The sequence below is a fragment of the Acetoanaerobium noterae genome, assembly GCF_900168025.1.
Taxonomy (GTDB): Bacteria; Bacillota; Clostridia; order Peptostreptococcales; family Filifactoraceae; genus Acetoanaerobium; species Acetoanaerobium noterae.
The window spans coordinates 422,100-435,640 of the sequence record NZ_FUYN01000002.1; the positions used below are offsets into that span (position 1 = coordinate 422,100).

General features: G+C 32.1%; 13 protein-coding genes. All 13 read left to right on the top strand.

Annotated features, from left to right (window positions below):
- Positions 1 to 6 precede the first annotated feature (6 nt).
- The 13 genes from B5X47_RS05525 (at position 7) to B5X47_RS05585 (ending at position 13,537) form a co-directional block, all read left to right on the top strand.
- Entirely contained in the window at positions 7 to 1,041 is a 1,035-nt protein-coding gene (locus tag B5X47_RS05525; protein WP_079589192.1) for a YveK family protein, read from the top strand.
- Between the two features lie 82 nt (positions 1,042 to 1,123).
- Entirely contained in the window at positions 1,124 to 2,242 is a 1,119-nt protein-coding gene (locus tag B5X47_RS05530; protein ID WP_079589193.1) for a DegT/DnrJ/EryC1/StrS family aminotransferase, read from the top strand.
- A gap of 17 nt (positions 2,243 to 2,259) precedes the next feature.
- The gene (locus B5X47_RS05535) at positions 2,260 to 2,925 is read left to right on the top strand and encodes a sugar transferase (protein WP_079589194.1); all 666 of its coding nucleotides are present in this window, start codon (positions 2,260 to 2,262) and stop codon (positions 2,923 to 2,925) included.
- Positions 2,926 to 2,929: 4 nt separating this feature from the next.
- The gene (locus B5X47_RS05540) at positions 2,930 to 3,568 is read left to right on the top strand and encodes an acetyltransferase (RefSeq protein ID WP_079589195.1); all 639 of its coding nucleotides are present in this window, start codon (positions 2,930 to 2,932) and stop codon (positions 3,566 to 3,568) included.
- A 141-nt stretch (positions 3,569 to 3,709) separates the two neighbouring features.
- Positions 3,710 to 4,876, top strand: a complete 1,167-nt coding sequence (locus tag B5X47_RS05545) for a glycosyltransferase family 2 protein (protein ID WP_079589196.1) — start codon at positions 3,710 to 3,712, stop codon at positions 4,874 to 4,876.
- A 10-nt stretch (positions 4,877 to 4,886) separates the two neighbouring features.
- Positions 4,887 to 6,053 (top strand): nucleotide sugar dehydrogenase, encoded by a 1,167-nt coding sequence (locus B5X47_RS05550; protein ID WP_079589197.1) that lies wholly within the window; start codon positions 4,887 to 4,889, stop codon positions 6,051 to 6,053.
- A 30-nt stretch (positions 6,054 to 6,083) separates the two neighbouring features.
- Entirely contained in the window at positions 6,084 to 6,869 is a 786-nt protein-coding gene (locus tag B5X47_RS05555) for a glycosyltransferase family 2 protein (RefSeq protein ID WP_079589198.1), read from the top strand.
- A 28-nt stretch (positions 6,870 to 6,897) separates the two neighbouring features.
- Positions 6,898 to 7,917, top strand: a complete 1,020-nt coding sequence (locus B5X47_RS05560) for a glycosyltransferase family 4 protein (protein WP_079589199.1) — start codon at positions 6,898 to 6,900, stop codon at positions 7,915 to 7,917.
- A 32-nt stretch (positions 7,918 to 7,949) separates the two neighbouring features.
- Positions 7,950 to 8,864 (top strand): glycosyltransferase family 2 protein, encoded by a 915-nt coding sequence (locus B5X47_RS05565; protein ID WP_079589200.1) that lies wholly within the window; start codon positions 7,950 to 7,952, stop codon positions 8,862 to 8,864.
- Positions 8,861 to 10,201: an O-antigen polymerase gene (locus B5X47_RS05570; RefSeq protein WP_079589201.1), complete on the top strand. Its 1,341-nt coding sequence runs from the start codon at positions 8,861 to 8,863 to the stop codon at positions 10,199 to 10,201. Before B5X47_RS05565 ends, B5X47_RS05570 begins: the two co-directional genes overlap by 4 nt.
- Positions 10,201 to 11,139 (top strand): glycosyltransferase family 2 protein, encoded by a 939-nt coding sequence (locus tag B5X47_RS05575; protein WP_079589202.1) that lies wholly within the window; start codon positions 10,201 to 10,203, stop codon positions 11,137 to 11,139. The genes B5X47_RS05570 and B5X47_RS05575 overlap by 1 nt, the downstream gene beginning before the upstream one ends.
- A 64-nt stretch (positions 11,140 to 11,203) precedes the next feature.
- A complete protein-coding gene (locus B5X47_RS05580; protein ID WP_079589203.1) occupies positions 11,204 to 12,661 on the top strand; it encodes a lipopolysaccharide biosynthesis protein in 1,458 nt (485 codons plus the stop codon).
- 153 nt (positions 12,662 to 12,814) lie between these two features.
- Complete coding sequence (locus tag B5X47_RS05585) at positions 12,815 to 13,537, top strand: dTDP-4-amino-4,6-dideoxyglucose formyltransferase (RefSeq protein WP_079589204.1); 723 nt, start codon at positions 12,815 to 12,817, stop codon at positions 13,535 to 13,537.
- The last annotated feature ends 4 nt before the right edge of the window (positions 13,538 to 13,541 follow it).

Here is a 13,541-nt window from a genome sequence, read left to right on the forward strand (position 1 = left end):
AGACAAATGAATCAAACATATGAAGAGGAAATATCTCTTAAAGAATTACTAGGAGTACTCATAAAAAGAAAAAAAGTAATCCTAATATCTTTTATAATTATTACCTTATTATCGGGAATATATGCTTTTTTGCCTGCATTTGAAAAACAAACAGAATATGATGCAGTAAGTAGCATAGCTATAATTTATAACTATAAGGCACCAGAAAACCCAGAAGAAATCGGGGAAGGGTATGTGTATTATCAAGATAGGTTGCAAGGAATAATGATACCTACTATAAAAGGATATGCTCAGTCACTGAGTATTCTTAGAAGTATCATAACTGAACTGGAAATAAAAGATGATGAAGGAGAATATATAAAGGCAAGAAAGCTAGCAGAAGATATAGAAATAGAAAATCAGACAGGCAGTAATCTTCTTACTATCACAGTGAAATACAAAGATGAAAAATTAGTAGCAGATATAGCAAATAAAATACCTGAGAAATTAATTCAAATGGCAAAAGCAAATCCAGAACTTAGCAATTATCAAATCAATATTATTGACTATGCTATTGCAAGTGAAACAAAAGGTTCGAGTAGATTGTTGCCAGTTGCTATAGGAATGGTTTTAGGAATTATGCTGGGGATATTTTTAGCATTTGCAATGAGTTATTTAAGCAAAAAAATTCAATCGCAAGCTCAGATTACAGCTATGGGAATAGACATAGATTTAAGACTTAAAAATAAAGTAGATACAGAAAGCCAAAATAAACTTATAGCTCTAGCAAAACTATCTGAGGTAGATAAGCTGCTAATAGGAATTCATAATACTGATTCTGCAGTATTACCTTCTGACTTTATAAAAATTGCTAAATCAAATAATATAGAAGTTCAGATACTACCATATACTACTGATGAATTTTTACTAAAATCCAAAGAATCAGACTTATCTATGATAATAGTAGAAGAAGAAAAATCAGAAATAAAAGACTTAGAGGAACTAATAAAAATAATTAGTAAATATAAAATTAAAACCTCAGTGATTTACATTGAAAAATAATAGTACTTAAGGACCCACTGAACTAAAAAATCACTGGGTCTTATTTATTTCTTTAAGCTTGAATAAAGGAGAAGTGATTAATATGCCAAATAAAATATGGTTAGCGTCACCACATATGAGTGATGAAGGTTATGAAAGAAAGTATGTACAAGAAGCGTTTGATACAAATTGGATAGCCCCACTTGGACCTAATGTAAATGAATTTGAGAAAGAACTTGCTGCTAAAGTTGGTTCAAAGCATGCTGCAGCGATGACATCAGGGACGGGAGCTATTCACTTAGCACTTAAAGCTGCCGATGTCGGTGAAGGAGATGTAGTATTTTGTCCGACCCTCACTTTTTCAGCTACAGCCAATCCAATCATCTATCAGAATGCAACTCCTGTCTTTATCGACAGTGATTATGAAACATGGAATATGGATCCAAAAGCATTAGAGGAGGCCTTCGAGAAGTATGGTTATAAGGTGAAGGCTGTTTTAGTTGTGCATTTATATGGTCTTTCTGCTGATATGGATAAGATTATGGAGATATGCAGCAGATACGAAGTAACGGTTATTGAAGATGCAGCTGAATCTTTGGGTGCCTATTATAAAGGAAAACATACTGGAACATTTGGTAAGTTCGGAGTGTTTAGTTTTAACGGAAATAAAATCATCACTACTTCTGGTGGAGGAATGCTTGTTTCAGATGATGAAGAGAAGATTAAGAAAGTTAGGTTTTGGTCCACTCAGTCGAGAGATGCTGCAAGGCATTACCAACACAGCGAATTAGGGTTTAATTACCGTATGAGCAACGTTGTTGCTGGGATTGGGAGAGGGCAGCTTAAGGTATTAGACAAGAGAGTTGCTAAGAAGAAATATATATTTGAGTTTTATAAGAGAAAACTTGGTCAGTTAGAAGGTGTAGAGTTTATGCCAATCAATGATTGGAATGAGCCGAATTACTGGTTGAGTATGATGACATTGAAGGGTTCGGTAAGACCTCTTGATGTTATGGAAGCACTAGAGAAGGAAAACATCGAATCAAGACCTGTATGGAAGCCGATGCACATGCAGCCGTTCTTCGCTGAGTATGATTATGTTGGATCAGATGTTAGTGAGCAGCTATTTGAGAATGGTGTGTGCTTGCCGAGTGACACCAAGATGACAGATGAGGATTTGCATAGGATATGTTCAATTATAAAGGGACTATGGTTTAAATAAGAAGTAGGTGCTAAGAGATGCAAAGTGGAGTTAAAGAAGAAGTTAATGTTAAAGTGAATAAAGGCTTATACAGAAGATTTTTCAAACGACCATTGGACTTCATTTTATCTTTGATGGCGATTATTGCTTTAAGTCCGGTACTTATAATCGTTGGGGTATTGGTTAGAGTTAAGCTTGGTAGTCCGGTATTGTTTAAGCAGAAAAGACCAGGTCTTAATGAGAAGATTTTTACTATGTATAAGTTCAGAACAATGACGGACGAGAAGGACGAGAATGGTGAGCTGCTTCCAGATAGTGTTAGATTAACAAAGTTTGGTAGGATGCTTAGATCTACAAGTCTAGATGAGCTTCCGGAGCTGTTTAATATCCTTAGAGGGGATATGAGTATTGTGGGGCCGAGGCCTTTACTCATTCAATATCTTGAACTTTACAACGAACACCAAAAGAGAAGACATGAAGTAAGACCAGGTCTTTCAGGACATGCTCAAGTGAATGGACGTAATACCATCAGTTGGGAAGATAAGTTCAATCTAGATGTTGAGTATGTAGATAGTGTGAGCTTTATCGGAGACTGGAAGATTATCTTTCTTACAATAAAGAAGGTATTTGTTAAAGAAGGAATTAGTTCGGATACATCAGTGACGATGGAGCCTTTTAGAGGATCTCAAAGAATGGAGGATTAATTATATGAAAAATATAGTTATTATTGGAGCTGGTGGTTTTGGTAGAGAAGTTGCTTGGCTTATTGAAGATATTAATAAAGAAAATAAGGAATGGAATATTGTTGGATTTGTTGATGATAATCAAGATATCCAAGGAACTGAAGTTAATGGATATAAAGTCGTTGGAAATATCAATTGGTTAAAAGAGCAAGAACTATATGTAGTTAATGCAATCGGGGATCCAATAACGAAAAAGAAAATTATAGAAAAATTAGATAGTAGCAAGAACCAATATCCAGTATTAATCCATCCAAATGTTGTTTTTTCCGACAGTGTTAATTTTGGGGAAGGTTCAATCATTTGCGCCGGGAATATTATTACAGTGAATATTGAAATTGGCAAGCACGTCATTGTAAATCTAGATTGTACAATTGGACATGATGCAATTATTGGTGATTATTCAACAGTTCTTCCAAGCGTTAATATATCGGGTTTTGTTGAAACAGAAGAATGTGTAAGCATTGGAACAGGATCAGCTGTTATCCAAGGTGTAAACATTGGAAGAAACACCGTTGTTGGTGCAGGAGCTGTAGTAGTAAAAGATTTACCAGCAAATTGCACTGCTGTTGGTTCGCCTGCTAAACCAATTAAGTTTCATGAATAAGATATTAGGCAATAACGTGAACATCTGCAGTGGATGCAAAGTGGGTGCAGGTGCTGTGGTGGTTAAGGATATTACTGAACTTGGGACATATGTTGGGTTCCGGTGAGAAAGATAGATTAAATGTTGTGAGGAGAAGAGAAAATGGAATTACTCTTTAAAATATTATTTTATATAAGTGCATTTATTATTGTTTGGGCTATGGTAGGCTATCCAGTATCTTTAAAGATAATTGGTAAGATCTATAAGTCTAGAAAACTAAAGAAAGACTACAAACATCAGCCAACGGTTACAGTTATGGTTGTAGCTCATAATGAAGAAAAAGTAATTCTTGAGAAACTCCATAATATCATTAAACTTGATTATCCCAAAGAGAAGATTGAGTTTTTAATATCATCAGATAACAGCACGGATAGAACAAATGAAATAGTTAAGGAATTTATAGCTAATCATTCTGAATATAACATAAGACTTTATGAAGTTAAAGCCCGTATGGGGAAAACTAATGCACAGAATGAAGCTCAAAAAACAGTATCAACAGAGTATCTTGTAATGACAGATGCAAACTCAATGATGGATAAAAACTCTGTTAGAGAATTAATGGCAGCTTTTACTTCAGAGAACATTGCATATGTTTCAGGTAGACTATCTATAGTGAATCAAGAAGCCAGTGATGTAAGTAATGCTGAGGCTAGTTATTGGGATAGTGATTTAGCGGCTAGAGAAATTGAAGGTAGAATACAGACTATTACTGCGGGTAATGGAGCATTATATGCCTGTAGAACAAAAGATTACTATGATTTTAACCCAATTCAATGCCATGATAGTGCAATGCCTCCATTGTATGCACTTGAGGGTAAAAGAGCAATAGCGAATCATGATGCAATTGCTTATGAAAAAGCAGGGGAAGTTATAGAAGATGAGTTTGGTAGAAAGGTAAGGATGAACCGAATAATCCTTAAACAGATACTACCAGATGTCAGGATATTAAATGTGTTCAAATACGGATGGTTTTCTTACTTTTATTTTGGTCACAGGACGTGTAGGTACTTACTTTGGATATCACACTTTATATTGTTTGTTTTGAGTGCTTTTTTAATTAGCGGATCATGGTTTTATATGTTGGCATTTATAGGGCAAGTTCTTTTTTACTTTTTAGCTTTGTTAAAAGCGATTACTAAATCACAGAATAAATATCTAACTTTGATTTATTATTACACAGTAACAATAATAGCCCAATGGGTCGGAGTATACAGAATATTAACAAGCAAGGCTAAACCGTTTTGGGATAAAGCTGAAAGTACAAGGTAGGGGGATTGAAATGAAAATAACAATAGCGGGAACTGGTTATGTTGGTTTATCTAATGCAGTTCTCTTAGCGCAAAATAATGAAGTAATAGCATTGGATATCATCCAAGACAAGGTTAATATGATTAACAATAAAAAATCACCAATTATTGATGCAGAAATTGAAGAATACTTAGCTACTAGAGAATTGAATTTAAATGCTACTACTGATAATTATGTTGCGTTTAAAGATGCTGATTATGTAATTATTGCTACGCCTACTAATTATGACCCTGAAAAAAACTACTTTAACACAAGAACCGTTGAGGCAGTTATTGCTAATGTTCTTTCAATAAATCCAGAAGCTGTTATGATAATTAAATCTACGGTACCTGTTGGATATACAGACTCAATTAAAGAAAAATTCGAAACAGAGAATATCATTTTTTCGCCAGAATTCTTAAGAGAAGGAAAAGCTTTATACGATAATTTATATCCATCAAGAATTGTTGTAGGAGAGCAGTCTGAGAGAGCAAAAGTATTTGCTGAACTATTAGCTTATGGTGCGATCAAGAAGGACATTCCAATTCTTTATACAAATCCAACCGAAGCCGAAGCAATTAAACTCTTTGCCAATACTTATCTTGCTTTAAGAGTTGCTTACTTTAATGAACTTGACTCTTATGCAGAGGTAAGAGGTCTTGATACTAAACAAATTATTGAGGGTGTGGGGATGGATCCACGGATAGGGACGCATTATAATAATCCTTCATTTGGTTATGGTGGATATTGCTTACCCAAGGATACAAAGCAGTTGTTAGCCAATTACCAGGATGTTCCCCAAAATATAATGGGGGCGGTAGTGGAGGCAAACAGAACAAGAAAAGACCATATTGCAGAGATGATTATTAAAAGAAATCCTAAGATTGTAGGTATTTATCGGCTAACTATGAAGATGGATTCTGATAACTTCCGTCAATCCGCTATCCAGGGAGTCATGAAACGTATCAAAGCCAAAGGTATCGAGGTTGTTGTATATGAGCCAGCTCTTAAAGAGGATGAGTTCTATCATTCAAGAGTGATAAAAGACTTTGATGAGTTTAAGAAAATTTCTGATGTTATTGTGGCAAATAGGTTGTCTGATGAGATTAAGGATGTAGTAGACAAGGTTTATACAAGAGATTTGTTTAGTAGAGATTAAATAATATGATAGGTTAAGGGGTTTTAATATATGGATTTGCAAGTACTTGTGGCAACAATGCATCAGAAAGATTATAGTTTGATAGACAAAATGAATATCAATTCCGATGCAATTGTGATAAATCAATGTGATGAAAATAGCGAAAATGAAATTCAGCATGATGGGAAGAAAGTGAAATGGTTCAATGATTCTGATAGAGGGTTAAGCAAAAGTAGAAATATGGCATTGAAACATGCTACAGGAGATATTTGTGTTTTGGCTGATGATGATTTGGAGTATGTTGAAAACTATAGCGATTTAATCATAGAACAGTTTAAGTTACATCCACAAGCAGACATTATTACCTTCCAAGTAGAAGGGATAGAGAAAAAATTTAAAAGTTATTATAAAGAGTCGAGAAAATTAAACTACTTTACTTCTATGAAGATATCATCAGTTGAAGTTGCATTTAGATTAGAAAAGGTAAAAGAGCAAGATATAAAGTTTGATGAAAATTTTGGTGCGGGATCAAGATATAAAATGGGAGAAGAGAATATTTTTCTTGCTCATTGTATTAAAAATGGGCTAAAAATCGCATATGTTCCCGTGAAAATTGCTGACTTACATATAGGTGAATCTTCGTGGTTCAATGGTTATAATAAAGGCTATTTTATTAGTAAAGGTGCTCAGTTTACTGCAATGTCAAAATCGCTATCTTTATTGTATATTTTGCAATTTGCTTTAAGAAAACGTAATTTATATAAAAAAGAAACCTCTCTGATGAACGCTTTAAAAATTATGTTGCAGGGGCGAAGTGAGTATTTGAAACTTATGTAAATAAAACTATAGATTAGAGGTTATACAAATGAAGTTTTTTTTTGTAGGTGATTTAAAAAATAATACAGGACCTGCAATGGCAAATAAAGCTATTCGAAAAGGTCTTTTAGGAAATAAAAGTGTAGTTTTTTCGGATGCCAATAACAAGTTAACGAGGGCTTTAGAAATTGTAGTTAAGATTTTATTTTCAGACGGAGTTTGTTTTTGTAGTTTTTCAAAAGCAACTATCTTTGGAATTAGGATAGCAAAACTCTTCAATAAAAAGACTTTTTACTTGATGCATGGATATTCAACGCTTGAAAATAGAATTAATAACGAAAATATTACTGAAAAGCAACTTATGAAAATTAATAAGTGTGAGAAGTATATATTCAGAAATGTGGATCATATTTTTTGTGTATCAGAAGCTTTCATGAATTATATGAAAGATGCAGAACCTACATTCAAAGAAAAGTTTGATTATAATTATAATGGTTTAGATTTAAATAAAATCAAGAACAGCACTGTAAAATATTCTGCAAACAAGAAACAAGGACAAATTGTTTCTATTGGAGGTGGAATGAAGCAAAAAAACAATTTAGCGGTTTGCGCGGCCATTGATAAACTTAATAAAGAAAAAAACATGGGTTTAAAATATATAGTTATAGGACTTCCATACACTGACAAAGAAAAGATATGCAGCTATGATTTTGTTACTTACTATGATGAACTACCCCATGAAAAAGTGCTGGAAATTCTAGCTGAAAGTTATTTATATGTACAGAATAGTAGCTTTGAAACTTTTGGATTGGCTTTGATTGAAGCATTATTTTCAAATTGCAATTTATTGGTGTCAAGAAGAGTAGGTGCAATTGGGGTAATTAAAACTATAACTGATACAGACTTAATATTTAATCAGGATAACATTGAAGAAATTTCAAGTAAGATTGAAAAAATTATAAATATTGGGAATGCTAGAAGGCTAATGAGAGGTGTTCTTGAAGATGAAATTGGTTTAGAAAGAGCATCAGAATCGTTATTAAATAAGATTTTAAAAACCATTAGATAAGATATTTAATATATGAAATGGAGAAATGAAGTATGTTATCAATATTAACACCCACTTATAACAGAGCATATATCTTGCCACAATTATTTGAATCATTGAAAAGACAATCCAAGAAGGGGTTTGAATGGATTGTAGTAGATGACGGCTCTACAGATAATACTGAAGAAATTGTTAGAAAATGGAAAGATTCAGAGATAGAATTCAATATAAACTATATTAAACAAGATAATGGAGGAAAGCATAGAGCTATAAACAAAGGAATCAACTTTGCACAATATGATTTCACATATATTCTTGATAGCGATGATTACTTAACTAATAATGCTGTAGAGTTAATTTATAAATGGATAAAAGAGATTGATAATGCTGAAAGATATGTTGGGGTTTCAGGCTGTAAGGGAAAGTATGATGGTAACCAGTTAATTAGAATTGGAGATTTTCCTGATGAGAATAAGTATGTTGATTCTAATAATATAGATAGAATTAAAAATAAACTTCAGGGAGACAAAGCCGAAATATATAGAACTGAAATCTTGAAAAAGTATCCTTTTCCCGAATTTGAGGGAGAAAAATTTTTATGGGAGGCTGTGGTTTGGAATAAAATAGCCTCAGATGGATTTTTAATTAGATGGTTTCCAGAGATAATTTGTATTTGTGATTATTTACATGATGGTTTGACAAATACAGATTCTGAATATAGGAAACTGTCAAACTTTAATGGCTATACTTTGTTAGAAAAAATGAACTGTAATACACTACCTTTCCCTTACAACTTCTTCTCAGCAGGTAGATACTATAAAATTGCAAAACAAAAGAAATTTAAGTCACAAAAAATTCTAGAAGCATTAGATATTGAAAAATCATTTCTTTGTTTAGGTATATTTATGAATTTTGTTAAGGAGTTCGTTAAGACTCGAATGACAAGTAAAGGAGGGTCTAAGACATGAGACTTGTAAATCTCAAAGTGTTTAGTTGGTCAGTTTTATACAGAGTTATCATGGAGTATATATATGTTTCGGTCTTACATGTAAAATACCCTCTAACTTATGAAGTAGAATTTTCATTGCATAGATATGTTATGTCGTGGGCTTTTTTTTTAATTTTCAATTTCTTAATATCTAATTTGTATAATAAAAATTCAAATATTAAAATCTCTTCTGTGATTATTATTATTCTATTCTATGTGAGTTATATACCGACGACTATCCATGACTCATATAATAGTAATGAGTGGGCCTATTTTATATATCACAATTTTTATTGGTTGATATTGTTTTGTTTTAATCAATTACTCGAAAGAAAGAAAATTAGCTTACCAAAAATACAAATAAAGGGTTTAAAAAGAATATTCACTCCAGAAACGATAAGGTACATAATACAGATTATGGCAGTTCTGTTCGTTGTGTATACATCATTTAAAGTTTACGGAAGGATTTATTTTCACTTTGGATTATCAGATGTATACGATTTGAGATTTAATGAATCCTTATCAAATTTTGGAACATTGTATTCGCTTGTTCTTACTTGGAGTGGAACAATAATAATTCCTGTAATGGCAGTATACAATTACAAAAAAAAGAACTATTATAGTTTCTTCTATCTATTAATTGCACAAATAATATCATTTTCAATTGCAGGGCATAAAACGCAATTTTTTTTAATCCCCATAGGGATAGCATCAATTTACTTTTTAAACAACAAAAATCTGAGGTATTTGCCATTTGCTTTTGTTAGTTTAAATCTATTATCATTATTAGAATTAGTTATTAAAAAAACTGATATCCTTTTTGATTATTTCATTAGAAGGATATTCTTTGTTCCAGCATTATTAAACTCCTATTACTTTGACTACTTTAGCAGAAACTCAAAACTACTTCTATTTGAAGATATGTTTTTCTCAAGATTTTTCATAAAAGTTTTTGGCTTATCTCCGAATTATGAGGTACCATCTGCAAAAATTATTGGATTGAATTATTTAGGTAGAGAAGAATTGTTGGCCAATAATGGAATGTTTTCATACGCTTATGCTGATTTAGGTTTTCTAGGGATAATACTCGGGGCATTCTCTTTAGTTGTACTCTTACAGATGATTAACTGGATTATGAATAGAATGGATATATCATATGCGGGTATTGTCATAGTAATATTTACAATAGCCTTTTTAAGTGTTTCTATTAGTTCAGTTTTTTATTCTTACCTAGTTCCATTAATACTCATAAGATTTGTTTTTTCTGATGAGTTAAATAAGAAACAAAACTTGGAAAGAATCAAGGAGGAACTTTAATGATAGATCTATCAATTGTTATGGTAACTTACAATCACGAAAAATATGTAAAAGATGCCATAGAAAGCATATTAATGCAATGGACTCAATATAAGTATGAGATACTTATTGGAGATGATTCTTCTGAAGATACTACTGCGAAAATACTTGGGGAGTATCAGGAGTTATATCCAGACAAAATAAGATTAATTAAAAGAACTGAGAACATAGGAGCAACAAAAAATTTACACGATCTTTTACTGAAAACAAAAGGAAGATATATTGCTTATCTAGAAGGTGATGATTTTTGGAGTGATAATGGTAAAATTGAAAAACAGATTAGTTTACTTGAATGTGGATTTTATTTTGGCATAGCTCACGCAAATTATAGAGTTGATATGAAAGGAAATATTTTCGGCGAAACCTGTTACTTCGACGAGCCTACAGAAATAACAATTAACGATTTGTTAAAGACGTCGGGGATATTTCATACTGCAACACTAATGCATAAGAATTTTTTCTTAAATTCTGATTTAGATTTCAGCATAATATTTGAAGCACACAAACTTATATCAGATTACACTATAGCATGTCTTTGTTTAAATAATGGTCCGATTCTTTACATCCCAGACAAGTTAAGTTCTTATAGGGAAAATCTTTCCAATAATGGCGGAAATGCAAGTGCAATTATTAGACGTAATATGATAGGGGAGTATGAAGAAATAATTACTATGTATAGTAAACTTGAAAGCTATTTCGATAAAAAATATAACTTTGATTATACTAAAGCAGTGCGAGCATTAGAACTTATTTCTACCTATTTGGTAAAAAAGAATACAACACTAAAACATATTTCAGGATTTACAAGAAAGTTATCTTATAAAACTAAACTCTTCACAATACACTTATTCGTAAGGAAACTTTGTTCATATATTAGAAAAAAATTAATAGTTTTCTAATTTGAACTATATCAGAAGAAGCAAGGCTGAAAGAAAATTTCGCTTTTTAGAAAGAAGGGATATAATGCAAACAGAAAGCATTAAATCAAATATAGTCTCTTCCCTAATGTGGAAACTATTAGAGAGAAGTGGAACACAAGGTATACAATTTATCGTCCAAATTATTCTAGCAAGACTTCTTTCGCCTGAAGAGTTCGGTGTTATTGCTATAGTAATGGTGTTTATACTTCTAGCCAATGTATTTGTACAAAGTGGCTTTAATACAGCATTAATCCAAAAAAAGAACGCGGATGAAGTTGATTTTTCATCAGTTTTGTATTTAAGTTTAGGAGTTGCTACAATATTATATACTGTTATCTTTTTCTGCGCCCCCTTTGTAGCAAAATTTTACAACCAACCTGTATTAACAAATGTGCTTAGAATATTATCAATTACTTTGTTTATTGGAGCAGTAAACTCTATTCAAAACGCCTTTGTAGCAAAACATATGTTATTCAAGAAATTGTTTGTATGCAGTTTAGGTGCTGTGATTATCTCGGGGGTTATTGGTATAGTTGCTGCATATAGGGGTATGGGTGTCTGGGCTTTAGTTGCTCAACAATTGACTAATCAATTAACAGTTGCAGTATTATTATGGTCTACTGTTAAATGGAGACCTCAATTGGTATTCTCAATTCAAAGAGTAAAGAGCCTTTTTTCCTACGGATCAAAGCTGCTTGCATCAGGCTTGATTGACACTCTATATAGAGAGTTGACAACCCTTATTATTGGAAGGGTTTATAGTCCATCGATGATAGGTTTTTATAATAGAGGACAACAATTTCCACAGTTGATTGTAGCGAATATTAACGGCTCAATTCAATCTGTAATGCTACCAGCATTATCAGCTTGTCAAGATGACAAAAAGAGAGTTAAGGAAATGATGAGAAGAGCAATAGTATCAAGTTCCTTTCTGATTTTCCCTATGATGATAGGTATGGCTGTAGTGTCAAAACAATTAGTACTGATTGTACTAACAGAAAAGTGGTTACCTGCAGTACCGTTCTTGCAGATATCATGTTTGACTTTTTCACTATGGCCAATTCATACAGCTAACTTACAAGCAATTAATGCAATGGGTAGAAGCGATATATTTTTGCGACTAGAGATTATTAAGAAAACTGTTGGCCTAATAATTCTGGGAATTACATTACCTTTCGGAGTATACGCATTGGCGCTAGGAGTTGCTATCAGTGGAATTATTTTTACATTCATTAACGCTTATCCGAACAAACAGTTGCTAAATTATAGCTATAAGGAGCAATTGATAGATATAATGCCATCTCTTTTCATTTCTATTACTATGGGAGGAATAGTCTATTCTTTAAATCTCTTTAGCTTTAACGATTGGCAGATACTTATACTTCAAATAATTTTAGGAGTAAGTATTTATATTGGATTGGCCAGAACATTTAATTTAGAAAGCTTTAACTACTTAGTTAGAACGATTAGACAATTGAAAAGAAAAAATGAATATAGTTAGGAAAGGTTAAACACAGACCATAACAATGGTTAATATTATCACTATTGTAATATTCTGATTAATATTTGTTCCGCTTAGTTTGTTTTAATATAACTGTGTATTTAGGCATAACAATATGCTGTAAATAAACAATCAAGTAGAAAGGAAGATTTTATGAATATACTTATACTCACAGATAATGAATTTCTTTATATAAGTTTCAAAAAGTTGATAATGGGCTGTGATTTTGAAGGGATCAAGTTTGACTACTTTTATTCATACAATAATGAATTTTTGCAAAAAAAATGCATCAATAATTTCAAAGCTATAAACCTCAAAAAAAAATGTGATGTTATTATTGAAAATTACGATTTGGTTTTCTCACTCCACTGCAAACAATTATTCCCACCTGAGTTGGTTAAAAGCGTACGTTGTGTCAATGTACATCCGGGCTTAAATCCACATAATAGGGGATGGTTCCCACAAGTATTTAGCATTATCAATAAGCTACCAATAGGAGTAACAATTCATGAAATGGATGAAGAATTAGATCATGGTCCAATTATTGTTCAAAAAGAGCTAGAAATAAGAGCTTGGGAGACTTCGTATGATGTTTATCAACGAATTCAAGAATTAGAGATTGAACTTATTAGAGAAAATTTACTAAAAATAATTAATAATGAGTATAAAGCAGTTCAACCAAACTCTGAAGGAAATGTTAACTTAAAGAAAGACTTTAATGAGCTTTGTGAAATTGATTTAGATAAGAAAGTAAGTTATAGAGAGGCTATTGACTTCTTTAGATCTATGAGTTTTAAAGGTTATAAAAACGCATACTTCCATGATGAAGAAGGAAATAAGATTTTTGTCGAGATAGAATTAGAAAAGGAGGAATAAGGTG